General features: G+C 65.2%; 17 protein-coding genes. 7 read left to right on the forward strand and 10 right to left on the reverse strand.

Annotated elements, in window-relative coordinates; translation table 11 throughout:
* Positions 1 to 114: 114 nt before the first annotated feature.
* Positions 115 to 2,703: a hopanoid transporter HpnN gene (gene hpnN / locus E4K65_RS00825; RefSeq protein ID WP_135172486.1), complete on the forward strand. Its 2,589-nt coding sequence runs from the start codon at positions 115 to 117 to the stop codon at positions 2,701 to 2,703.
* Here the strand turns inward: hpnN and E4K65_RS00830 are convergent.
* Positions 2,671 to 3,345 (reverse strand): DUF2147 domain-containing protein, encoded by a 675-nt coding sequence (locus tag E4K65_RS00830; protein WP_167770418.1) that lies wholly within the window; start codon positions 3,343 to 3,345, stop codon positions 2,671 to 2,673. The two genes, hpnN and E4K65_RS00830, sit on opposite strands and share 33 nt — an antisense overlap.
* Before the next feature lie 141 nt (positions 3,346 to 3,486).
* Between E4K65_RS00830 and hpnO the strand changes: the two genes are divergently transcribed.
* Positions 3,487 to 4,878, forward strand: a complete 1,392-nt coding sequence (gene hpnO, locus E4K65_RS00835) for an aminobacteriohopanetriol synthase HpnO (RefSeq protein ID WP_135172488.1) — start codon at positions 3,487 to 3,489, stop codon at positions 4,876 to 4,878.
* A 10-nt stretch (positions 4,879 to 4,888) separates the two neighbouring features.
* Here hpnO and E4K65_RS00840 read toward each other — a convergent pair whose 3' ends face one another.
* A complete protein-coding gene (locus tag E4K65_RS00840; RefSeq protein ID WP_167770419.1) occupies positions 4,889 to 5,842 on the reverse strand; it encodes an AraC family transcriptional regulator in 954 nt (317 codons plus the stop codon).
* A gap of 79 nt (positions 5,843 to 5,921) precedes the next feature.
* On the opposite strand from E4K65_RS00840, the gene E4K65_RS00845 reads away from it, so the two are divergent.
* Positions 5,922 to 6,305, forward strand: coding sequence for a nuclear transport factor 2 family protein (locus E4K65_RS00845; protein ID WP_135172490.1), 384 nt, complete (start codon positions 5,922 to 5,924; stop codon positions 6,303 to 6,305).
* A gap of 101 nt (positions 6,306 to 6,406) precedes the next feature.
* Here E4K65_RS00845 and E4K65_RS00850 read toward each other — a convergent pair whose 3' ends face one another.
* From E4K65_RS00850 to E4K65_RS00875, 6 genes are all read right to left on the reverse strand, one after another.
* Positions 6,407 to 7,174 carry an anti-sigma factor family protein gene (locus E4K65_RS00850; RefSeq protein WP_135172491.1) on the reverse strand — a complete coding sequence of 256 codons (768 nt, stop codon included), beginning with the start codon at positions 7,172 to 7,174 and terminating at the stop codon, positions 6,407 to 6,409.
* A complete protein-coding gene (locus E4K65_RS00855) occupies positions 7,171 to 7,719 on the reverse strand; it encodes a sigma-70 family RNA polymerase sigma factor (RefSeq protein ID WP_167770420.1) in 549 nt (182 codons plus the stop codon). The genes E4K65_RS00850 and E4K65_RS00855 overlap by 4 nt, the downstream gene beginning before the upstream one ends.
* Before the next feature lie 127 nt (positions 7,720 to 7,846).
* On the reverse strand, positions 7,847 to 8,170 hold the full coding sequence (locus E4K65_RS00860; RefSeq protein ID WP_135172492.1) for a cupredoxin domain-containing protein: 324 nt from the start codon (positions 8,168 to 8,170) through the stop codon (positions 7,847 to 7,849).
* A 24-nt stretch (positions 8,171 to 8,194) separates the two neighbouring features.
* Positions 8,195 to 9,139 carry a metallophosphoesterase family protein gene (locus tag E4K65_RS00865; protein WP_135172493.1) on the reverse strand — a complete coding sequence of 315 codons (945 nt, stop codon included), beginning with the start codon at positions 9,137 to 9,139 and terminating at the stop codon, positions 8,195 to 8,197.
* A 228-nt stretch (positions 9,140 to 9,367) separates the two neighbouring features.
* A complete protein-coding gene (locus E4K65_RS00870) occupies positions 9,368 to 10,249 on the reverse strand; it encodes an alpha/beta fold hydrolase (protein ID WP_135172494.1) in 882 nt (293 codons plus the stop codon).
* Between the two features lie 12 nt (positions 10,250 to 10,261).
* A complete protein-coding gene (locus E4K65_RS00875; protein WP_135172495.1) occupies positions 10,262 to 11,881 on the reverse strand; it encodes a GMC family oxidoreductase in 1,620 nt (539 codons plus the stop codon).
* A 201-nt stretch (positions 11,882 to 12,082) separates the two neighbouring features.
* Between E4K65_RS00875 and E4K65_RS00880 the strand changes: the two genes are divergently transcribed.
* Entirely contained in the window at positions 12,083 to 13,255 is a 1,173-nt protein-coding gene (locus tag E4K65_RS00880) for a M20 aminoacylase family protein (RefSeq protein ID WP_135172496.1), read from the forward strand.
* Between the two features lie 72 nt (positions 13,256 to 13,327).
* Here E4K65_RS00880 and E4K65_RS00885 read toward each other — a convergent pair whose 3' ends face one another.
* Both E4K65_RS00885 and E4K65_RS00890 read right to left on the reverse strand, forming a co-directional pair.
* A complete protein-coding gene (locus tag E4K65_RS00885; RefSeq protein ID WP_135172497.1) occupies positions 13,328 to 14,956 on the reverse strand; it encodes an inorganic phosphate transporter in 1,629 nt (542 codons plus the stop codon).
* 98 nt (positions 14,957 to 15,054) lie between these two features.
* On the reverse strand, positions 15,055 to 16,461 hold the full coding sequence (locus E4K65_RS00890) for a UdgX family uracil-DNA binding protein (protein ID WP_135172498.1): 1,407 nt from the start codon (positions 16,459 to 16,461) through the stop codon (positions 15,055 to 15,057).
* Between the two features lie 163 nt (positions 16,462 to 16,624).
* On the opposite strand from E4K65_RS00890, the gene E4K65_RS00895 reads away from it, so the two are divergent.
* Genes E4K65_RS00895 through E4K65_RS00905 form a run of 3 tightly spaced genes read left to right on the forward strand, consistent with a single transcriptional unit; the run spans position 16,625 to position 22,354 of the window.
* Positions 16,625 to 17,413: an ImuA family protein gene (locus E4K65_RS00895; protein WP_135172499.1), complete on the forward strand. Its 789-nt coding sequence runs from the start codon at positions 16,625 to 16,627 to the stop codon at positions 17,411 to 17,413.
* Positions 17,310 to 18,902, forward strand: a complete 1,593-nt coding sequence (locus tag E4K65_RS00900) for a Y-family DNA polymerase (protein WP_167770421.1) — start codon at positions 17,310 to 17,312, stop codon at positions 18,900 to 18,902. Before E4K65_RS00895 ends, E4K65_RS00900 begins: the two co-directional genes overlap by 104 nt.
* Positions 18,899 to 22,354: an error-prone DNA polymerase gene (locus E4K65_RS00905; protein WP_135172500.1), complete on the forward strand. Its 3,456-nt coding sequence runs from the start codon at positions 18,899 to 18,901 to the stop codon at positions 22,352 to 22,354. Before E4K65_RS00900 ends, E4K65_RS00905 begins: the two co-directional genes overlap by 4 nt.
* Positions 22,355 to 22,561 lie beyond the last annotated feature (207 nt).

Below are 22,561 nucleotides of genomic sequence, written 5' to 3' on the forward strand. Positions count from 1 at the left end.
TTACCTCGAACCTTCCGGCGGCGAGAACCACTCAAAACAGCAATAGGTTTCGCCCGGGAACTCCGATAAAGAGCGGGCGTTTCCGGCAAGCTGTTAACAGCAGAAAGAAAAGAAGTGCTGCAAAGCGTCGTCGTTGCCATCGTCAGGGCCTGCACCCGGTTTGCCTCCCTCGTCGTCGTTCTCGGGCTCCTGCTTTCGGTGGGGGCCGGCTATTACACGTCCCAGCACTTCGCCATCAACACCGACATCAACTCGCTGATTGCCCAAAATCTGGACTGGCGCCAGCGCGACCAGCAGTTCGACCGCGCCTTCGACCGCGACGCGACGATCACGGCAGTGGTCGAGGCCAGGACGCCGGAGATGGCGACCGCGGCGTCGGACGCGCTCTTTGCCAGGCTGAAGGACGACAAGACCAATTTCCAGTCGATGCAGCAGCTCGGCACCGGCGAGTTCTTCGAGAGGAACGGCCTGCTGTTCCTGCCGACCGAAGAGGTCGCCAAGGCCACCGGCCAGTTCGAAGCTGCGGCGCCCCTGATCGAGATCATGGCGGGCGATCCCTCGATCCGCGGCCTGACCGGCGCGCTGGAGACGGGACTTGCCGGCGTCAAGCGCGGCCAGGTCAAGCTCGACAATACCGCGCGGCCTTTCAACCTGATCGCGCAGACGGTCGAGACCGTGCTCAACAAGGGCAATGCGAGCTTCTCGTGGCGCGAGCTCGTCAGCGACGAGCCGCTGACGGCTTCCGACAAGCGCGCCTTCATCGAGTTCAAGCCGATCCTCGACTACAACGCGCTGGAGCCCGGCAAGGGCGCCACCGACGCGATCCGCAAGGCCGCGGCGGAGCTCGATTTCGCGACCAAATACCAGGCGCGGGTGCGGCTGACCGGCCCGGTGCCGATCGCCAATGAGGAATATGCCACCGTCCAGGAAGGTGCCGTCGTCAACGGCGTCGGCACCGTCCTCGTCGTGCTGCTGATCCTGTGGCTGGCGCTGCATTCGTCGAAGATCATTTTCGCGGTATTCGTCAATCTCTTCGTCGGCCTTGCGCTGACGACCGCTGCCGGCCTGATGATGGTCGGCTCGTTCAATTTGCTGTCGATCGCGTTTGCCGTGCTGTTCGTCGGCCTCGGCGTCGATTTCGGTATCCAGTACAGCGTCCGCTACCGCTCGGAGCGCTACAAGTATAACGATCTCTCCGGCGCGCTGGTGCTTGCCGCCAAGCGCTCCGCGGTGCCGCTGTCGCTGGCGGCAATGGCGACCGCCGCCGGCTTCCTCTGTTTCCTGCCGACCGATTACAAGGGCATCTCCGAGCTCGGCCAGATCGCCGGCGTCGGTATGCTGGTGGCGTTCCTCTCCAGCATCACAGTACTGCCCGCGATGCTCAAGCTGTTGAACCCGCCCGGCGAGGAGGAGCCCGTCGGATACGCCTTCCTGGCGCCGCTCGATCACTTCCTGGAGAAGCACCGTGTGCTGGTCGTGGGCGGCACGCTGCTGCTCGCGCTCGCCGGCCTGCCGCTGCTCTACTTCCTGAAATTCGACTTCAATCCGATGAACCTGCGCAACCCGAGGGCCGAATCGATCGCGACCTTCCTCGACCTGCGCAAGGATCCGAACACCGGCGCCAACGCCATCAACGTGATGACGACGTCCGAGGAGCAGGCGAGGCAGGTCGAGGCGAAGCTGGAGAAGGTGCCGGAGGTGCTGCGCGTGATGTCGCTCGACAGCTTCGTGCCGCAAGACCAGCAGCCGAAGCTGAAGCTGATTGCACAGGGCGCCAAGGTGCTGAACCCCGCGCTCAATCCCGACCAGATCGATGCCGCGCCGTCGGACAAGGAGAACGTCGACGCGCTGAAGTCCTCGGTCGACAATCTGCGCCGGACCGCCGGCGATGCGAAGGGGCAGGGCGCGGTCGCCTCGCGCCGCCTTGCGGACGCGCTCGATAAGCTCGCCAATGCCGACGAGGCCACGCGGAACAGGGCGCAGGACGTGTTCGTCACGCCGATGAAGATCGTGTTCGACCAGCTCAGGAACGCGCTGCAGGCCGAGCCGGTCACCCCGAAGTCGCTGCCGCCCGATCTCGTCAGCGCCTGGAAGAGCAAGGACGGCATCATCCGCGTCGAGGCGCTGCCCAAGGGCGATCCCAACGACAACGACACGCTGCGCAGATTTGCGGCGGCGGTGCTCGTTGCCGAGCCGACCGCGATCGGCGGGCCGGTCTCGATCCTGAAATCCGGCGACACCGTGGTGAAGGCGTTCATCCACGCCGGCATCTACGCGCTGCTGGTGATCGGCCTTCTGCTGTGGATCACGCTCCGCCGGTTCGTGGACGTGCTGATGACGCTGGTGCCGCTCCTGGTTGCAGGTGCCGTGACGCTCGAGATCTGCGTGCTGATCGGCCTGCCGCTCAACTTCGCCAACATCGTCGCGTTCCCGCTGCTGCTCGGCGTCGGCGTGGCCTTCAAGATCTATTATGTCGTGGCCTGGCGCTCGGGCAGGACAAACCTGCTTCAGACCAGCCTGACACGCGCGATCTTTTTCAGCGCGCTGACGACGGCGACCGCGTTCGGCAGCCTGTGGCTGTCGAGCCATCCCGGCACGTCCAGCATGGGCAAGCTGCTGGCGCTCTCGCTGGTGACGACGCTCGCCGCCGTGCTGCTGTTCCAGCCGGCGCTAATGGGCAAACCCCGCAATCTCAGGGAGTAGGCAGATGTCGCCGACGGTGTCGGCGGCGCCCTTCTGACCGGGCTTGGCCGTGGTGGCGGTCTTCGGGGCCGCGGCAGGCGCCGTGGCACCGGTCGTGCCTTGGGACGTGCCTTGGGGCGCTGCGGCTTGTGCCGTGCCTTGTGGTGCCCCTTGGACTTTCGGCGCCGCGCCGGCGGGCTTCGGCGCGCCCTTGGCCATGGCGTTGGCGGGGCTCAGGGGGATCGGCGGGCCAACCCGGGTCCAGGTCTCGCCACCGCAGAGGAAACCCATCACGCAGCCCTTGATCTCGAGCTGGTCGGTACCGGCCGGCGTGATGGTTGCGCTGTAGAGCTGGCCGTCCTTGGCGTTGTAGACCTGTCCTTCCCACTGATCGACGCCGGGCTTCTTCTTCATGTCGATCAGGGTCGCCATGGCCAGCGTCGGCCTGTTCTTTTTCGAGACATCCGGATTGTTCTCGTCGCGGCCGCCGGGCTGCTTTTCCCAGGAAACCGCGCCCCACATGCTGCCATTGCATTGGGCAACGCGAATGTTGGCGACGCCGTCGGCGACCCGCCAGTCGCCGGTGGGATCGGCGGCGAGAGCAGGAGTCAGGCAGGTGTAACCGCCAGCCAGTATAATTCCGGTGTAAAGGGCCAAACGCATGAGTGTTCCTTGGCAGTGCAACATGGTTTAAAGCTGTGCTTGCGAAGATGGTCCGAAAAAGGGCAAAAGGCCGCACAGACCGTTTTGAGTAACGGTCCGTTTTCAGTTGACGAGACGGCCCTCAACCGAAGTATGTAGCGGATGCACAGCCCAAATCCAGACATGTCTCAACTGTTCGCGGACCGTCAGGCCCAGCGCAGTGCCCTGCATAATCGGTTTCTGAACGAGCAGTTCGTTCGGGTTCTCAAGACCATCGGCTACGATGTCGGCTTCCAGAAGGGGCAGGGGCAGTACCTCTACGACCGCGACGGGGCGCGCTATCTCGACCTGTTGTCCGGCTTTGGCGTGTTTGCGATCGGGCGCAATCATCCGGTCATGCGCGAGGCGCTCAAGAGCGTGCTCGACGCCGACCTGCCCAACCTCGTCCAGTTCGACGTCTCGACGCTCGCCGGCGTGCTCGCCGAGCGCCTCCTGAAATACGTTCCCTATCTCGACAAGGCGTTCTTCGCCAATTCCGGGGCGGAATGCGTCGAGGCCGCGATCAAGTTCGCGCGAGGCGCCACCGGCCGTCCCGGCATCGTCTATTGCGCCCACGGCTATCACGGCCTGACCTATGGCGCGCTGTCGCTGACGGGGGATTCGAACTTCCGCAACGGTTTCGAGCCGCTGCTGCCCGGCTGCACCCCGGTCCCTTTCAACGATCTCGCCGCGCTCGAAAAGGCGCTGGCCTCGCGCGAGGTTGCGGCCTTCGTCGTCGAGCCGATCCAGGGCAAGGGCGTCAACATGCCCACGGACGAGTTCCTGCCTGGCGCGGCCGCACTCTGCAAGAAATACGGCACGCTGTTCGTCGCCGACGAGATCCAGACCGGCATGGGCCGCACCGGCCGCTTCCTCGCGGTCGAGCACTGGAACGTCGAGCCGGACATGGTGCTGCTGTCGAAATCGCTGTCGGGCGGCCACGTGCCGGTCGGCGCGGTGCTGACGCGCAAGGCCATCTTCGACAAGATCTTCAACCAGATGGACCGCGCGGTGGTGCACGGCTCCACCTTCTCCAAGAACGACCTGGCGATGGCCGCGGGCATCGCCACGCTCGATGTCATGGAGTCCGAGAAGCTGATCGAGTCCGCCGCCAAGCGCGGTGCCGAGCTGCGCCTTGCGCTGACGCGCATGGTGCCCGGCTACGAGCTGATGAAGGAAGTGCGCGGCAAGGGCCTGATGATCGGCGTGGAGTTCGGCCCGCCGAAGTCGCTGCGCCTGCGGGCGTCCTGGAACGTGCTGGAAGCCGCCAACAAGGGCCTGTTCTGCCAGCTCATCACCGTGCCGCTGTTCAAGGATCACAAGATCCTCACGCAAGTGGCCGGCCACGGCAGCCACACCATCAAGCTCCTGCCGCCGCTCACCATCACCGAGGAAGACTGCAGCTGGATCGAGAAGGCGTTCGACGACGTCATCGCCGGCAGCCACAAGGTCCCCGGCGCGATCTGGTCGCTCGGCAAGACGCTGGTGGACAACGCGGTGAGAAGGTCGGCTTAGGCGCAATCGGCTACGACGCGCTTCCGCTCCGGTAGCGGCCCGGTGATCGCCCGTACACGCGGCTGAACGCCTTCGAAAACGCTGGTCCGGACTCATAGCCGACGGCCCGCGCGATCTCGTCGATGGAACGACCGGTTTCGCGCAGTGCTTTCGCTGCGAGATTCATCCGCCAGCGCGCGACATAAGCGAGCGGCGGCTCTCCGACCAATCGCGTGAAGCGACGTGCAAATGTCGCGCGGGAGAGCAGGACACGATCCGCCAATGCTGCAACGGTCCAGGCATCCTGCGGCTGCTCATGGATCAGGCGCAGGGCGCGTGCGATGGCGGGATCGCTCAATGCACCGAACCAATTGCCACTGCCCGCGGGCTGGACGTCCATCCACGCGCGCAACAGCAGGACCAGCGCGCTGTCGAGCAGGCGTGAGGCGATAACATCGGCCTCGTTGCGGCGGCCTTGCGCTTCGACGCGGAGCAATTGCAGCGCCAATCGCAGCGGTTCGTTGCCCTCGACCTGCTGCGCAGTAAGGTGAATCAGGGGCGGCATCACCGACATCATCCGATGGGGAGCGGCCTCATCGAGCTGATATTTTGCGCACAGCAGCGTCGTTGCATCCGGCGCTGGCTCACGGCTTGGTGCGCCGGCCAACGCATTGCGAATGGGAACGATCGCGGCATCCGGTGGGTCGCTCAGCGCGTGGCCGATGCCGCTCGTGACGAGGACTGCGTCGCCGGACGAAAGGCAGATGGGGTCGTCACGGCCTGCCAGCCTCAGCCAACAGCTGCCCGCGAGGATGACATGAAGGGCCGAGTTGCGTTGCGGATCCACGCCGATGCCCCATGGGCGACGCAACATCGCGGTCCCGAGGAACGCACTGCTGGTGCGATACGACGTCAACACGTCCCACCCGGCATCCATGCTTCCGCTCCCGCGCTCCGACGCCTGCTGTTTGAGACGATCGGACATGACTTTGCAAGTCTGGCGCATCGACAGTGCCACTGCGCCGGTTCAGAACGCGTTGCGGCGATCTCATGGAGACCACGTAATGAATCAGGTGATCCCGGCCAACAAGGCCATCGTGCTCGATTTTCTGGAGAAGGCGATCAATCAGGGGGACTTCGATGCGGCGGCGACGCATTTCGGGCCGCGCTATGTCCAGCACAATCCCATGATCGGCGACGGCGTCGAGGGCATTCGCAACCACATGTCCGCGCTTCGCCGTCAATTCCCGGAGTTGCGCGGTGAGGTCAAGCGCATCGTGGCCGAAGGTGATCTCGTCATCGCCCACGTTCACGCCAGACGCACTCCCACCGACCCCGGGCTTGCTATCGTCGATATCTTCCGCCTCGAGGACGGCAAGCTCGTCGAGCATTGGGAGGTGCGGCAGCCCGTGCCCGACGATGCGGTGCATGACAACGGCATGTTTTGACGTGAAAGCGGCCGGGTGCAGCGAGCAAAGCAATCCAGACTCCCGTAGTGGCGACGATCTGGATTGCGTTGCTACCGCTGCCCACGATCTCGGCGCGAAGCCTACCCCTCCACATTCGCCTTCATCGCCGCCTCGAACTTGTCGACGAACTCGGCGAGCTCGTCGGCCCCGATGTCGCTGACGGCCCAGAAGTTCAGGCCGCGATTGCCCCAGCGGCGGCAGTTGAAGCCCTGCATGGTCTCGGTCTTCGGCGCGCGATATTCCGTGCTCGAGGTTTGCGACACGAACAAATTGACCACGTGCTGCCGGCGCTTGTAGACGACCGCACCGATGGCGCGTGCGTCGATATAGTCGAGCCGGCCGCCGACCAATGTAAAGCCCTGCGCGGTGAGGTCGATCACGGGCGGGGCGACGTCGAGCTTGCCGTTGAACCAGGGCTTGACGGTGTGCTGGTCGGTCGAGATCACGTCGGTGAGATGGCCGGCCTGGAGCGAGCGCAGATGGGCAGAGACGACCTCCGACAGGATGCGCTGCTGGTCGTCCTGGCGCAGCACCACGGCAACGACGCCGGTTGCGGCGAGCGCGGAGACCGCAGAGCCCATGGCAAAGCCGCGCAGCACGGAGCGGCGGGTGGGTTGCTGGCGCTGCGGCTGAGGCAGCAAGGCTTCTATACGCGTGCGCAGGCTTGCCGGCGCTGTGTAGCGCAGATCGGTGTCGGCCAGCACGCGCTGCATCTCGCGCTGGGCTGCGAACTCGGCAGCGCAGTCCGGGCAGCTGGCGATATGAGCTTCGACCTCGCGCGCGTGGCCGGCATCGAGCTCGTTGTCGAGCAGCGCGTGAAGCAGGATCCTCGCTTCGTCGCAGGTCATCTCGCTTGCTCCTCTTCCGCCTTCCAGGCCGCGCGCAGCATGGCGCGGGCGCGGGCGAGGCGGGACATCACGGTGCCGACGGGGGCGCCGACGGCCTCGGCGATTTCACGATAGGACAGGTTGTTGATCTCCCGCAGCACGAAGGTTTCCTTGAACGGTTCGGCGAGCGCGTCGATTAGCTTGCGAATGGCGCCGGCATCGCGGCTGCGCAGCATTTCGGTCTCGGGGCTTGTTTCGGTCTCCTGCCAGATCGGCGTCTGCTCGGCGGCGCCGGGCGTATCCTCGATCGCGCTGGGCCTGTGCGCGCGACGCGCATATTCGGCGTTGCAGACGTTGCGCAGGATCGCGAACAGCCAGGGCTTCATCGTCGGCCCGCGATAGCTGTCGAAGTGCTTCAGCGCGCGCAGATAGCACTCCTGCACCGCGTCCTCGGCATCGGCGGCGTCGCGCAGCAGATAGCGCGCGAGCGTGTAGACGTCGTCGAGATGGGGCAGCGCCGCTTCGCGGAAGCGCTGCGCCTTCTGCAGATCGTCGGTGGCGGGCATCGCTCCTCGCTTTGCCTCTTGTTCCGCTTGCGGCTTCGTTTCGTCCCCGTGTGCGGCCGGAGGCACACGAGCCCGGCCGGCATGGGACCACCGGCCGGGCAGGACGTTGATGCCTTGGTTGGAGACGTTACTCAACCTTGATCATCCCCGTCATGTGCGGGTGCAGCGAACAAAAATATTTGTAGTCGCCCGGATTGGTGAAGGTGAACGAGAACTTGTCGTCGGTGTCCAAAGTCTTGGACCTGAACTTGCCGGCCGAGACGATCGTGTGCGGAATGTCGTCCCGGTTGGTCCAGGTCACGGTGGTGCCGACCTTGACCTTGAGCTCGGCCGGCTGGAAAACGAAATTGTCGATGTGCACGCCCATGTCGTCGGCTCGGGCAGTCGTTGCGGGCAACAGGACGGCCGCGGCCAAAGCGACACCGAAGTCGCGGCGATTGAGTGTCTTCATTGTCAGTTTCCGTTCAGCCCTGGATCAACCCTGGAGCGGTGTGTCGATGATCGCGAGCCGCTGCTCGTTCTGCTTGAAGTTGATGCTGGCAACGCCGAGCATGGAGCGGAGCCTTGCGTCCTCGACCTTCATCGGACCGGGCGAGGGCGCGGCCCCCGGCGCCGGCTGCGGGAAGGCGGTCGAGCGCGCGGTGTGGAAGGTGACGTTGCCCTCGACCTTCTGCATCACCTGGTGGATGTGCCCGTTCAGCACGGTGACCGAGCCGAAACCCTTGACGTGTTCGAGCGCGCGGCCGCCATCCTCGGTGCCCCAGCCCCATTCCGGATAGACGGTCCAGAGCGGAATGTGGGCGAACAGCACGATCGGCGTCGATTTCGACTTGCCGCGCAGATCGTCCTCCAGCCAGGCGAGCTGCTCGGCGCCGAGATTGCCGAGGCCGCCGGCCTTGAGGTCGACGACGTTGACGAGGCCGACGAAGTGCACGCCGCCGGCGTCGAACGAATACCAGCCCTGGCCCTTGGTGCCGCGGCCGTAGCGCTCGCGATAGAACTTCACTTCCTCGTCGAGGAAATCATGTTCGCCGGGGACGTAGTGCACGTCCAGCTTGGCCTGCGAGATGATGCGATCGGCATTGTCGAACTCGGCGGCCTTCGACAGATGGGTGATGTCGCCGGTGTGGATCATGAACGACGGCTTGGCCGGCATCGCGTTGATCTTGCCCACGGCTTCCTCGAGCGTGCCGAGTGCATTGGGGTTGGCCGGCTTGTCGAAGCCGACATGGCTGTCGCTGATCTGGAGGAAGCTCATGCCGGGCGCTGCCGCGGTCGCAGCTTGCGCGGAATCGATGATGCCGAGCGAGCGCGGCACGCCGCCCGTGACGGTCCAGAGCACCCCGGTGCCGGCCCAGGTCATGCATTCCAGCACCTTGCGTCGGCTGACGCCGTCGTCCCCGTGATCGTGTCCGCTCATCGCACGCCTCCTCTCGCCCGGAATTGGGCTTCGGGGAGGTGATTGGGGGTGGGGCCGGTTTATTCGCGGAATGCGATGACGTTTTCGTGAGCAATGTTTCGTGTCCCGGACGCGACGCAGCGCCTCTTGGCGGTGCGTTGCAGAGCCGGGACCCATGCGGCTCGGGCGGTCTGGGCCCCGGCTCAGCAGCGCACCACGGCGTGCTGCGCTGCGTCCGGGGCAAGAGACCTATTTCGCGAACTCCCGCACGGCCTCGACCACGCGCTCCGGCCTTTCCTGCGCCACGCAGTGCCCGGCGTCCTCAAAGACCATCGTGCCGACGTGCGGAATCAGCGACACGGCGCGCCGCGCCATCTCCTTGTAGATCGGTCCCGACTTCGCGGCAGTCGCGACGCGGACAGGGCATTCGATCTCGGCGAGCCCTGCAAACGGGTTGCCGCGGGCATCGCCAACGTAAACCTGCTCCATCGCCTCGTAGATCGGACGCAGCATCGCGTACTCGATCTCGGGTGTGCAGCAGAGCCGGACACGGCCATCGTCGAGCGGCACGAAGCCGTGTTGCATATAGGCCCGGAGCGAGGTCTCGGTCCAATCCGCAAACGCCGGCGCGGTGCGGTAGCGCTCGAACACGGTGTCGGCACTGTCGAACTCGGCCCGCCGGCGCAGCGTGCCCTGGACGCGGGCGAGGGACTCTTCGTTCAATCCTCCGGACCGTGTCGCGCGCGGGTCCATGACGGTCGGCTCCATCACGAACAGGCGCGTGAAGCGTCCTGGCCGAAGTTTCGTCGCGAGCAGGAGATCGGTCGCACCTGCGCTGTGGCCGATGCCGTAGATGTCGCGCAGATCGAGCGCATCGATCACCCGGCAGACGTCCTCGGCAAAATCAAGGAAATGATAGGCATCGGGCTTGTGGCTCGCGCCGTGGCCGCGACGGTCGAGCGCGTAGACGGTGTAGGTCGATGCGAGCTCGCGCGCGACCTCGTCCCAGACGTCGGCGACGAAACCGGTGCCGTGCACGAGCAGGGCGGGTGGTCTCCCGTTCTCGCCCCATCGCAGCATCGCGATCTGCGCATCAGTGGGGCCGATGGAGAAGCGATGTGGATTGATCATGGGGACAGGATGCTACTTCGCATCCTCCAGGATCATCGTCGCGCCCTTCTCGGCGATCATCGCGGTCGGCGTATTGGTGTTGCCCGACGTGATCGTCGGCATGATCGAGGCATCGACGATGCGAAGGCGGCTGAGGCCGTAGAAGCGCAACCGTTCGTCCACCACCGCCATCGGATCGCTCGCCGCGCCCATCTTCGCGGTGCCGACGGGATGGAAGATGGTGGTGCCGATATCGCCCGCGGCTCTGGCGAGTGACGCATCGTCGTCACCGACGGAAGGGCCAGGCAGATATTCGCTCGGGCGATATTTTGCGAGCGCCTTCTGCTGCATCAGCCGCCGGGTGGTGCGGATGGCGTCGGCGCCGACCTGGCGGTCGTCGTCGGTCGACAGATAGTTCGGTGCGATGATCGGTTTCTCGTCCGGGCTCGGCGCGCGCAGCCGTACGGTGCCGCGCGAGGTCGGCTGGAGATTGCAGGCGCTCACCGTGATGGCGGGGAAGCGGTGCAGGGGATCGCCGAACTTGTCGAGCGACAGCGGCTGCACGTGAAACTGGATGTTGGCGCGTGCGCGTGTTGCATCGGAGCGCGTGAAGATGCCGAGCTGCGACGGCGCCATGGTCAGCGGACCGCGGCGGCGGAAGGCGTAGTCGAGCCCCATCAGGCCGCGGCGGAACAGGTTGTAATAGGTTTCGTTCAGCGTGCGCACGCCCTCGACCTTGTAGATCGCGCGCTGTTGGAGATGATCCTGAAGATTGCGGCCGACGCCGGGCTTGTCCATCACCACGTCGATGCCGAGCGGCGACAGCCAGTCGGCAGGCCCGATGCCGGAGCGATGCAGCACCTGCACCGAGCCGATCGCGCCTGCCGACAGGACCACCTCGCGCTTCGCACGCGCCTCGATGACCTCGCCGTTCTGGATGAAGCGCACGCCCACGGCGCGGCCCTGCTCGATGATGAGGCGGTCGACCAGCACGTGCTTCTCGAGCCGCAGATTGGGCCGGTTCAGTGCCGGTTTGAGAAAGCCGCGCGCCGACGACCAGCGTCGGCCACGCTTCTGGTTGACGTGGAAATAGCTGGTGCCTTCGTTGTCGCCGGTGTTGAAATCCGGGATGCGCTTGATGCCCATTTCTTCTGCGGCATCGCCGACGGCGTCGAGAACGTCCCACGATATCCGCGGCGGCTCGATGCGCCAGCCGCCGCCGGCGCCATGATGCTCGCTTGGTCCAAGGAAGTGGTCCTCGAGCCGCTTGAACAGCGGCAGCACGTCGTCATAGCCCCAGCCGGTCATGCCGAGCTGGCGCCAATGGTCGTAGTCCGCGGCCTGTCCGCGCATCGAGATCATGGCGTTGATCGCCGAGCAGCCGCCGATCACCTTGCCGCGGGGATAGGCGAGCGCGCGGCCGTTCAGGCCCGGCTCGGCCTCGGTCTTGAACATCCAGTCCGAGCGTGGGTTGCCGATCGCGAAGAGGTAGCCGACCGGAATGTGGAACCAGATCCAGTTGTCGTCGCCGCCGGCTTCGAGAATGAGGACGCGGTTTTTCGGATCGGCCGACAGGCGGTTGGCGAGAATGCAGCCCGCCGTGCCCGCCCCAACGACAATGTAGTCAAACTCACCTTCAAGCCGCCTTGGCATTCTGCTTCCACCCAAACAGGCGTCATGCCCGGGCTCGTCCCGGACATCCACGCGCTTTCTGTCCTAATAGGCAGACGCAGCGGATCGGGACAAGCCCGGCCATGACGAGAGGACAGGGCTCCCCCCGATCCGTAGCGGTTAGGTGGACTGCGGCTTGCATGGTAGACAGTCCTGTATTCCCAACAGAGCTTGAGACCATCCATGCCCATCGTGAACCGCGTCGCCGACCTTCAACCCGATATTCAGGCCTGGCGCCGGGACATCCACCAGCACCCCGAGTTGCTGTATGACGTTCACCGCACCGCAGCATTCGTCGCGGACCGCCTGCGTGAATTCGGCTGCGATGAGGTCGTGACCGGCCTCGGCCAGACCGGCGTGGTCGGCGTGATCAAGGGCAGCAAGCCAGCCGGCGAAGGGCTCAAGGTGATCGGCATGCGTGCCGATATGGATGCCCTGCCTGTCGATGAGCAGACCAACCTGCCTTACGCCTCGAAGAATCCGGGCAAGATGCACGCCTGCGGTCATGACGGCCACACCGCGATGCTGCTTGGGGCGGCGCGCTACCTCGCCGAGACCCGCAATTTTTCCGGCGATGCCGTCGTGATCTTCCAGCCGGCCGAGGAGGGTGGTGCCGGCGGCGCAGCCATGGTCAAGGACGGGCTGATGGAGCGCTTCGGCATCGAGCAGGTCTACGGCATGCACAACGGCCCGGGCATCCCGATCGGCTCGTTCGCGATTCGGCCGGGTCCGATCATGGCGGCGACCGACGAAGTCGACATCATGATCGAGGGCCTCGGCGGCCATGCCGCCCGTCCGCACAAATGCATCGATTCCGTGCTGGTCGGCGCGCAGGTGATCACCGCGCTGCAGTCGATCGTGGCGCGCAGCGTCGATCCGCTGGAATCCGCCGTGATCTCGATCTGCGAATTCCACGCCGGCAATGCCCGCAACGTCATTCCGCAGACCGCGACGCTGAGGGGCACCATCCGCACGCTGTCGCCGGAGGTGCGCAAGCTGGTCGAGAAGCGCGTGCACGAAGTGGTGGCGGGCGTGGCGCAGATCACCGGCGCCAAGATCGACCTGCACTACAAGCGCAACTATCCCGTCGTAAACAACCACGCCGCGGAGACCGAGGTGGCGCGGCGTATCGCGAGGCAGGTCGCGGGCGATGCCAACGTGCACGAGATGCCCCCGCTGATGGGCGGCGAGGATTTCGCCTATATGCTGGAAGCGCGCCCCGGCGCCTTCATCTTCTGCGGCAACGGCGACAGCGCCGGCCTGCACCACCCCGCCTACAATTTCAACGACGAGGCGATCGTGTTCGGCACGTCCTACTGGGTCAAGCTGGTCGAGGAATCGCTCGCGGCGTCTTAAAGCCAAGCCAGCAGCACATATGAGAAGGGCCCGTGCATCGCACGGGCCCTTTGTTTTGAGGATCTGATCGGCTCAGAATATCCGCGAGAAGATCACGTACAGCGTGGCAGACAGCATGATCGCGCAGGGCAGCGTCAGCACCCAGGCCATCAGCAGGTTGCGGATGGTCGCCATCTGCAGGCCCGAGCCGTTCGCGGCCATGGTGCCGGCGACGCCTGACGACAGCACGTGGGTGGTCGAGACCGGCAGGCCGAACACGTCGGCGGCGCCGATCGTGGCCGCGGCGACGAGCTCGGCGGAGGCGCCTTGCGCATAGGTGAGATGGGTCTTGCCGATCTTCTCGCCGACCGTGATCACGATGCGCTTCCAGCCGATCATGGTGCCGAGACCGAGCGCGATGGCGACCGCGATCTTCACCCAGTTCGGGATGAACTTCGTGGCGCTATCGAGCCCGCCCTTGTAGGCGTTCAAGGTCGCGACCTCATCCTTGTTGAGGTCGTTTTCTTTGTCCTTCATCAGGAAGCGGATGGCTTCCGAGGTCAGGTACATGTCGTTACGGGTGTTGCCGACCACTTCCGCCGGTACCTTGTTGAGCGAGCCGTACTTCACGACCTGGTCGCCGACATCCTTCACCAGCACCGACAGCGAGGGGTAGGTGCCTTCGCTGATGTGGTGCGAGGTGATGTACTGCGTCACCGCAGGACGGGGATCGCCTATGATCGAGTGACCGGCGCCCTTGGCCGCGATCACCTTGGAGGCGGCCTCCGAGACCTTCTGGAACTGGGCGACCTGGGATTCCGGCAGCGCGCGGTTGAGCGCGTAGGCGGTCGGCACGGTGCCGATCAGGATCAGCATGATCAGGCCCATGCCCTTCTGGCCGTCGTTCGAGCCGTGGGCGAAGCTGACGCCGGTGCAGGTCGCGATCAGGAGGCCGCGGATCCAGAGCGGCGGCGCCTTGTTGCCTTCAGGCGCGGCATAGAGCGCAGGGTTGCGCACGATGAACTTGAGCAGCAGCAGCAGCACGGCGGCGCAGATGAAGCCGAACAGCGGCGACAGCAGCAGCGCGTAGCCGATCTCGGTGGCCTTGCTCCAGTCCACGCCCGAGGTGCCGTCGCGGCCGCGCATCACGGCGTTGGCGATGCCGACGCCGATGATCGAGCCGATCAGCGTGTGCGAGGAGGAGGCGGGCAGGCCGAAATACCAGGTACCGAGGTTCCAGAGGATCGCGGCGATCAGCAGCGCGAACACCATCGCGAAGCCGGCGCTGGAGCCGACCTGGAGGATCAGCTCGACCGGCAGCAGCGAGACGATGCCGAAGGCGACCGCGCCGGAGGACAGCAGCACGCCGAGGAAGTTGAAGAAGCCCGACCACATCACGGCGACTTCGGCCGGCAACGAATGGGTGTAGATCACAGTCGCCACCGCGTTGGCGGTGTCGTGGAAGCCGTTGACGAATTCGAAGCCGAGCGCGATCAGCAGCGCGACGAACAGCAGGATGTAGGGCAGGAAGGTCGTCACCCGCGTGCCGGTCGCGTTGACGTCGGCATAGATGCTGTAGGCGACGAACAGCAGGCCCGCGGCGAGGATGCCGAAGAACAGGATCATCGTCAGCGGATTGAAGCCCTTGTCGAGATTTGGCCGCGAGGCCGGCTGGATCGGCGCGGGATCGGCTACCGCGCGGTCGAATGCTACATCGGTCATGTCAGGACGCCCCTTAACTTTCAGGTAAGGGTATTGTCCGCGATGGATTTGAAGGCTGGATGACAAGCGGTGGTTGAAAGGCGTTTTCCCGCCGTTATTTAGGCGGCGCGCGCTTTCTTCTGCAAGTTGGCCGCGATCTTCAGATCTTCGACAAAGCGCTGATATTCCAGCACTTTGGCTTCGGGGTCGGGCAGCCGCAGCAGATAGGAGGGGTGCACCGTCACCAGCGCCTTGCGGCCGTCGGGAAGGTCGATCAGCCGGCCGCGGGTCTTGCCGATCGGGGTGATCTTGCCGAACACGCTTTGCGCGGCGGTGGCGCCCATCGCCACGACGAGATCGGGTTGAACGCCCGCCAGCTCCCGCTCATACCATTGCCGGCATGCCCGGATCTCCTGTGTATTCGGCTTCTGATGCAGGCGGATTTTTCCGCGCGGCACGAATTTGAAGTGTTTGACCGCGTTGGTGACATAGACCTTCCTGCGATCGACCCCGGCTTCCTCCAGCGCGCGGTCGAGCATCTGGCCGGCGGGGCCGACGAAGGGATGGCCGGCGAGGTCTTCCTTGTCGCCGGGCTGCTCGCCGACCAGCATGATGGTGGCGTCTTTCGGGCCTTCGCCGAACACGGTTTGCGTCGCGTCCTTGTAGAGCGGGCAGGCACGGCAATGCGCGGCCTCCTCGCGGAGCGCTTCGAGATCCTTGGCGGCTGCTTTGTGTCCCATGATGGCTTCCGGACGTGGGGAAATCCGTCCGCCGGTCCAGCGTTCGGCATCGGCGAGCAGGGGTCCAAGTATCGATCCAAGCGTCGATGCGTCCTGGAGGTTCCTCCGACGCTTCACCGGCGCCGCGGTTGTGGTCAGCCGGCCGGGCTGGAAATGGCGCCGCCAGGTTTCCTCCAGGCGCCCTGGGGCCGGCCACTCCGTCCGGCTGATTCCAGGCGTGAAGGAGATCGCGTGACCGTTCCAATGGGCACAAACGTCAGGCGTGAGGATCGACCAGGGCATGTCGGCAAAACGACGCGCGAAGAACGGCGCGGCAAATGCGACGATGTGATGCTCCGGCTCGAACCAGGCGGCGTAATGCGCCTTCTGCTCGCGCCAGATCTCGCGGAAGCGGACGAGATCGCGCATCCGCTGCGCATCGCGCTGCACCGCGCCTGCCATCGTGATTGCCTGCGCCACGTCGGGATCGCTCATCGTCGCGAGCAGGTCGTGATCGACCTTCAACCGCCAGAGCAGGCGATAGAGCAGCGCAAAACGCTCGCCCTCGCGATGCAGGATCGCGACGCGGGCAAGCTCGATGAAATTGGCCGGCACGGTGAACGTGCTCTCGGTCTCGATCGGCGGAAGGCTCGGCGCTTCGGACAGGCCGGGCGGCATCTGGTCTTCCGTCTGGCCTTGCACGTGCCACACCACGTCCGCCGGGGCGATGTGATGCAGGGCGAATGCGCGAGCGGCTTTGCGCCAGCCGTCGAAATCGGTCTCGCTGTTCAGGGTGACGAGGTACATGGCACTCGAATCCTCTTGATTCCGCTCATGAATCCGAAGGCGCGCCAATTCGATTGACTCCCAGGGCGCCGTTAGCTTTATATTAGAACATATCATGAACAAATGAGCCAGCCGCGGGTTCTTATTTTTGAGCCACGGCACCTATCTCAAAGGAGCGGCGAGCATGAGCGGCGCACGCATGAGCGCGCTTGCGACCCTGCGCGGCCAGATCGAGCGCATCGAGACGGCGGAGGTCGTGCATCAGCGCGATCGCGTCGCGCTTGGCCACGGCGAGGTCGACAGCGCGCTGAAGGGCGGACTTGCGCGTGCGGCGATCCACGAGGTGTTTTGCGAGGGGCGCCAGGGCGCCGCCGCGACCGGGTTTGTCATGGGCGTTGCGGGACGCGTGACCGCACGCCGGCCGCTGCTGTGGGTGCGGCAGGATTTTTCGGAGCTAGAAGCCGGTGCGCTGTCGATGAGCGGACTCGCCGAACTCGGCCTCGATCCGCGCCGCGTGGTGATGGTGCGCGCGGCCGATGTGGAGAGTGCGCTGCGTACTTCGGCCGATGCACTCGCCTGCGATGCGCTCGGCGCGGTCGTGCTCGAGCTCTGGGGCGAGACGCGGCAGTTCGATCTCGTGGCGAGCCGCAAGCTGACGCTGGCCGCGCAAGGCTCCGGCGTCACCGGCCTGCTGCTGCGGATGGCCGCGCAGCCGCTGCCCTCGACCGCGGAGACACGATGGATGCTGCGTGCGGCGCATTCGCCGCCGGGCTCGATGTGGAGCGCCTGGGGCGCGCCGCGCTTCGATGCCGAGCTGTTGCGCAATCGTCATGGCCCATGCGGCCGGTGGATCATGGAATGGAAATGTGATGAGTGCCAGTTCAGTGAATCGTCGGCGTATCCTCAGCCTGTGGCTGCCGCACCTGCCCATCGAGCGGATCCAGCGGTTCCTTGGCAGCGCCGGACTGCATAAGGACAACGAGCCAAGCGTCGTCGTCATCAAGGACACCAATGCGCTGGTGATCCATGCGCTCGACGATGCGGCGTCGCGTCTCGGGCTGCATATTGGCCAGCCCTTGGCCAATGCCCGGGCGATGTGCCCGGACTTGCGGGTGTTCGATGCCGATGTCGTCGCCGATGCGAAGACGCTGAGCGACATCGCCGACTGGTGCGACCGTTTCACGCCGCTGGTTGCGCTCGATCCGCCGCACGGGCTGTTTCTTGATATCACCGGCTGCGCGCATCTGTTCGGCGGGGAAGCTGCGCTGTTGCAGACGCTGGTTCGCGCGCTCGGCCGACAAGGCTTTGCCGTCAGCGCGGCGATTGCCGGCACCTCGGTCTGCGCGCGGACTCTGACGCGGCAGGTCACAGGCACCATCGTCGCCGATGGCGGGGAGGCGGAGGCGATCAGCCGGCTGCCGGTGTCTGCGCTCGGCGCGAGCGAGGCCATCACCACCGGCCTGCGCCGCGCCGGCCTGAAGACCATCGGCGATGTCGCATCGCGCAGCGCCCACGAGATCACGGCGCGGTTCGGCGCGCGGTTCTCCACGCTGCTCGCGCACGCGCTGGGGCAGGGCGATGCGCCGATCAATCCGCGAAAGCCGCTGCCTGATTACATCGTGGAGAAGCGCTTTGCCGAGCCAATCGCGACCGACACCATGATCGCGATGACATTGTCGCGGCTCGCCGACACGTTGATCGCGTCCATGGAGAAGCAGGGCAAGGGCGCGCGGCGGCTGGAGGCCGCCTTCTTCCGCACCGATGGCGTGGTGCGCGCGATCATGGTCGAGACCGGACGTCCGGTGACGCGAAGCGCCGTCATCGACCGCCTGTTCCGCGAGCGGCTCGATGCGCTCGCCGATCCCCTCGATCCCGGCTTCGGCTTCGACATGGTGCGGCTGTCGGCGAGCCGCACCGAGATCGTGGTGCAGGAGCAGCGCGATCTCGACGCCCATGTCCACGACAATGACGAGCTCGCCGCGCTGATCGACCGCATCGCCGCGCGGATCGGTGGAAAGCGCGTCGTCGTGCACCTGCCGCAGGACACGCATATTCCTGAATGTGCGGTGATAGCCGCGCCGGCGCAGCATCATCTCGCCGCCGCCATGCAGGCCGAATGGCCGGCACGTGTCGAGAGCGAGCCGCCGCTGCGCCCGCTCAGGCTGTTCGACAAGCCTGAGCCGATCAAGGTGCCGTTCGCGACCGTGCCCGACGGTCCGCCGCATCAATTCACCTGGCGCCGCGCGCTGCATGCGGTGGTGCGGGTGGAAGGACCCGAGCGCATCGCCATGGAATGGTGGCGGCAGGACGGCAAGCAGTTCACGCGGGACTATTTCCGCATCGAGGATGCCGAGGGGCTGCGCTTCTGGATTTTTCGCGACGGTCTTTACGAGGGGGAGGTGTTCGACGACGACGGCAAGCCGGTTCCTCCCGGCTGGTATGTGCACGGTCTCTTCGCATGACCGCGTCCGCTTATGCCGAGATCGGCATCACCACCAACTTCTCGTTCCTGCGCGGCGGCTCGGATCCGCGCGCCTATGTGCATCAGGCGAGTATCCTCGGCATCTCCGCGATCGGCATCGCCGATCACAACACGCTTGCCGGCGTGGTGCGGGCCTACAAGGAGCTCGACAATGACAAGGTGCTGCACAAGCCAAAGCTGCTGATCGGCGCGCGCATCGTCTTCATCGACGGCACGCCCGACATTTTTGTCTATCCGCGCGACCGCGCAGCCTATGGCCGGCTCTGCCAGCTTCTCACCAGGGGCAAGCGCGGCGACGACATCACGCGGATCGAGAAAGGCGAGTGCCGTCTCACCTTCCCCGATCTCCTCGCGTTTTCGGAAGGCCAGCTTCTGGTCCTGACCCTGCCGCATCGCTTCGAGCCGGCGCAGGCGCTGGATGTTCTTGCAAAGCTCAAAGCGACCCGCGCCGATGGCGTGTGGCTGGCGGCGAGCCTGGTCTATCGCGGCGACGACCGGCGTCGCCTGGCGCGGCTCGATGATCTCGCGGGAAAAGCAAAGGTGCCGCTGCTCGCGACCAACGAGGTGCTCTATCACGATCCCGGCCGTCGCCCCCTCCAGGACGTGCTGACTTGCATCCGTGAAAAGACCACGATCGAGGCGGTCGGACGGAAGCTCGAGGCCAATGCGGAGCGCTTTCTCAAAACTCCACGCGAAATGTCGCGGCTGTTCCGGGACTTTCCCGGGGCGATCGCGGAGACCATGCGCTTTGCGAACAAGATCGACTTCTCGCTCGACCAGCTCAAATATCAATATCCGGACGAGCCGGTGCCGCCGGGCAAGACCGCGCAAGGGCATCTGGAGGATCTGACCTGGGCGGGCGTCGATAAATATTTCGCCGGCGAAATCGATGACAAGCTGCGTGCCACACTCAAGAAAGAGCTCGCGCTGATCGCCGAGCTGAAATACGCGCACTACTTCCTCACCGTGCACGACATCGTCCATTACGCGCGCAGCCAGAACATCCTGTGCCAGGGCCGCGGCTCGGCGGCGAATTCGGCCGTCTGCTACGTGCTCGGCATCACCTCGGTCGACCCGACCAAGGTCGATCTGTTGTTCGAGCGCTTCATTTCCAAGGAGCGGCTGGAGCCGCCCGACATCGACGTCGATTTCGAGCATTCGCGGCGCGAGGAGGTGATGCAATATGTCTATCGCCGCTATGGCCGCCACCGCGCCGCGATCATCGCCACGATCATCCATTATCGTCCGCGCAGCGCCATCCGCGACGTCGGCAAGGCGCTGGGCCTGACCGAGGACGTCACCGCCGCGCTCGCCGACACCGTCTGGGGGAGCTGGGGCAGTGGCCTCAACGACATGCAGGTCAAGCAGGCCGGGCTCGATCCGCAAAACCCCATGATCAACCTCGCGGTCGAGCTTGCGACCGAGTTGATCGAATTCCCGCGTCATCTCTCCCAACATGTCGGCGGCTATGTGCTCACCCAGGACCGGCTCGACACCTATGTGCCGATCGGCAACGCCGCCATGGACGACCGCACCTTCATCGAATGGGACAAGGACGACGTCGACGCACTCAACATGATGAAGGTCGACGTGCTTGCGCTCGGCATGCTGACCTGCATCCGCAAATGTTTTGACCTGATCGCGGGCCACAAGGGCGAGCACTGGGTTCTGGCGAGCGTTCCGCAGGACGATCCCAAAGTCTACGACATGCTGTGTGACGGGGAGTCGCTCGGCGTGTTCCAGGTCGAGAGCCGCGCCCAGATGAACATGCTGCCGCGCCTGAAGCCGCGGACGTTCTACGACCTCGTGATCGAGGTCGCGATCGTGCGGCCGGGGCCGATCCAGGGCGACATGGTGCATCCGTATTTGCGGCGGCGGAACGGCCAGGAGAAGGTGAGCTATCCCTCGCCATCACCCGATCATGGTCCCGCGGACGAGCTCTACAGGGTGTTGCACAAGACGAAGGGCGTGCCGCTGTTCCAGGAGCAGGCGATGCGCATCGCGATCGAGGCGGCCAAATTCACCCCCGAGGAGGCCAACGGCCTGCGCCGCTCGATGGCGACCTTCCGCAATGTCGGCACCATCGGCACATACGAGGACAAACTGATCGGCAACATGGTCGCGCGCGGCTACGATCCCAACTTCGCCAAAAGCTGCTTCGACCAGATCAAGGGCTTTGGCAGTTACGGCTTTCCTGAGAGTCACGCGGCGAGCTTTGCGCAGCTCGTCTACATTTCGTCATGGCTGAAATATTATCACCCGGATGCGTTCTGCTGCGGCCTCTTGAACTCGCAGCCGATGGGTTTCTACGCGCCGGCGCAGATCGTCGGCGATGCCCGCAAGAACGGCGTCGAGGTCCGCGACATCGACGTGTCCTGCAGCTTTGCGCAGAGCACGCTGGAGCAGGGGAGCGGCAAATATTGCGCGGTACGCCTGGGCTTCCGCCAGATCGACGGCTTCCATTGGCTGGACGAGGATGAGGAGCGCCTGAAACACTCCCAGCTGTCATTCCGGGGCGCGCCACTTGGCGCGAACCCGGAATCCATCGGACCGCATATGCCTGGCGGAATGGATTCCGGGCTCGACGCTGGCGCGTCGCCCCGGAATGACAAGAAGGAAGACTGGGCCGACCGCATCGTCGCCGCCCGCAACCGCCGTCCCTTCACCTCGCTCGAAGACTTCGCCCGCGACACCGGCCTGCCCAAGCGTGCGCTGATCCTGCTTGCCGATGCCGACGCGTTCCGCTCGCTCGGGCTCGATCGCCGCGAGGCGCTGTGGCAGGTGCGGCGGCTGCCCGACGGCGTGCCGTTGCCGCTGTTCGAGGCCGCCACCGCCCGTGAGCAGCCCGACGAGCACGCAAAGCCATTGCCGGTGATGCCGCGCCCCGAGCAGGTGGTCGCGGACTACCAGACCATCCGGCTGTCGCTGAAGGGCCACCCGATGGAATTCCTGCGTGAGATGTTTTCGCGCGAGCGCGTCGTCGCCTGCAAGGACGTCAATCATCAGAACGAACGGCGCCGCGTCCGCTGCGCCGGCGTGGTGCTGGTCCGGCAGCGGCCGGGCAGCGCCAGCGGCGTCGTGTTCATGACGCTGGAGGACGAAACCGGCATCGCCAATGTCGTGGTGTGGCCCAAGATCATGGAGCAGTACCGCAAGGAAGTGATGGGCGCGCGCCTCATCCTGGTCCAAGGCTATATCCAGAGCAGCCCCGAGAAGGTGACGCATCTCATCGCCCAGCGCATGGTCGACCGCTCGCACGATCTGATCGGCCTTGCCAACGACTCGCTGGCCCGCAAGCATCCTGTGCCATCAGGTGCCGCGCTGATCGAGCCTCTCAACGACGACCGCCGCGATCACGCGGACGCGCCGGCGCAGAAAATGCGCCACCCCCGCAACGTCCGCATCCTGCCGCCGTCGCGGGATTTTCATTGAGGATGTGACGCAGAATGCCGCCACACCGTCATTGCGAGCGCAGCGAAGCAATCCAGAGTCTTTCCGCGGACGCAGTCTGGATTGCTTCGCTACGCTCGCAATGACGAGTTTTGTTGAAGCGATCGCCCTCACTCTCGGTCGTCATACCCCGCGAAGGCGGGGTATCCAGTACGCAGCGGCCTCTCGGTTCTAGCTGCACTGTCTCTG

Origin of the sequence: Bradyrhizobium niftali, assembly GCF_004571025.1 — a bacterium.
Lineage (GTDB): Bacteria > Pseudomonadota > Alphaproteobacteria > Rhizobiales > Xanthobacteraceae > Bradyrhizobium > Bradyrhizobium niftali.

Coding starts and splice junctions, on each gene's coding strand:
- E4K65_RS00860 (WP_135172492.1), bottom strand. CDS start 8,170: ATGAAGACACTCAATCGCCGCGACTTCGGTGTCGCTTTGGCCGCGGCC.
- E4K65_RS00855 (WP_167770420.1), bottom strand. CDS start 7,719: ATGCCCGCCACCGACGATCTGCAGAAGGCGCAGCGCTTCCGCGAAGCG.
- E4K65_RS00830 (WP_167770418.1), bottom strand. CDS start 3,345: ATGCGTTTGGCCCTTTACACCGGAATTATACTGGCTGGCGGTTACACC.
- E4K65_RS00845 (WP_135172490.1), top strand. CDS start 5,922: ATGAATCAGGTGATCCCGGCCAACAAGGCCATCGTGCTCGATTTTCTG.
- hpnO (WP_135172488.1), top strand. CDS start 3,487: ATGCACAGCCCAAATCCAGACATGTCTCAACTGTTCGCGGACCGTCAG.
- E4K65_RS00850 (WP_135172491.1), bottom strand. CDS start 7,174: ATGACCTGCGACGAAGCGAGGATCCTGCTTCACGCGCTGCTCGACAAC.
- E4K65_RS00880 (WP_135172496.1), top strand. CDS start 12,083: ATGCCCATCGTGAACCGCGTCGCCGACCTTCAACCCGATATTCAGGCC.
- E4K65_RS00895 (WP_135172499.1), top strand. CDS start 16,625: ATGAGCGGCGCACGCATGAGCGCGCTTGCGACCCTGCGCGGCCAGATC.
- E4K65_RS00875 (WP_135172495.1), bottom strand. CDS start 11,881: ATGCCAAGGCGGCTTGAAGGTGAGTTTGACTACATTGTCGTTGGGGCG.
- E4K65_RS00890 (WP_135172498.1), bottom strand. CDS start 16,461: ATGTACCTCGTCACCCTGAACAGCGAGACCGATTTCGACGGCTGGCGC.
- E4K65_RS00865 (WP_135172493.1), bottom strand. CDS start 9,139: ATGAGCGGACACGATCACGGGGACGACGGCGTCAGCCGACGCAAGGTG.
- E4K65_RS00905 (WP_135172500.1), top strand. CDS start 18,899: ATGACCGCGTCCGCTTATGCCGAGATCGGCATCACCACCAACTTCTCG.
- E4K65_RS00900 (WP_167770421.1), top strand. CDS start 17,310: ATGAGTGCCAGTTCAGTGAATCGTCGGCGTATCCTCAGCCTGTGGCTG.
- E4K65_RS00885 (WP_135172497.1), bottom strand. CDS start 14,956: ATGACCGATGTAGCATTCGACCGCGCGGTAGCCGATCCCGCGCCGATC.
- E4K65_RS00840 (WP_167770419.1), bottom strand. CDS start 5,842: ATGTCCGATCGTCTCAAACAGCAGGCGTCGGAGCGCGGGAGCGGAAGC.
- E4K65_RS00870 (WP_135172494.1), bottom strand. CDS start 10,249: ATGATCAATCCACATCGCTTCTCCATCGGCCCCACTGATGCGCAGATC.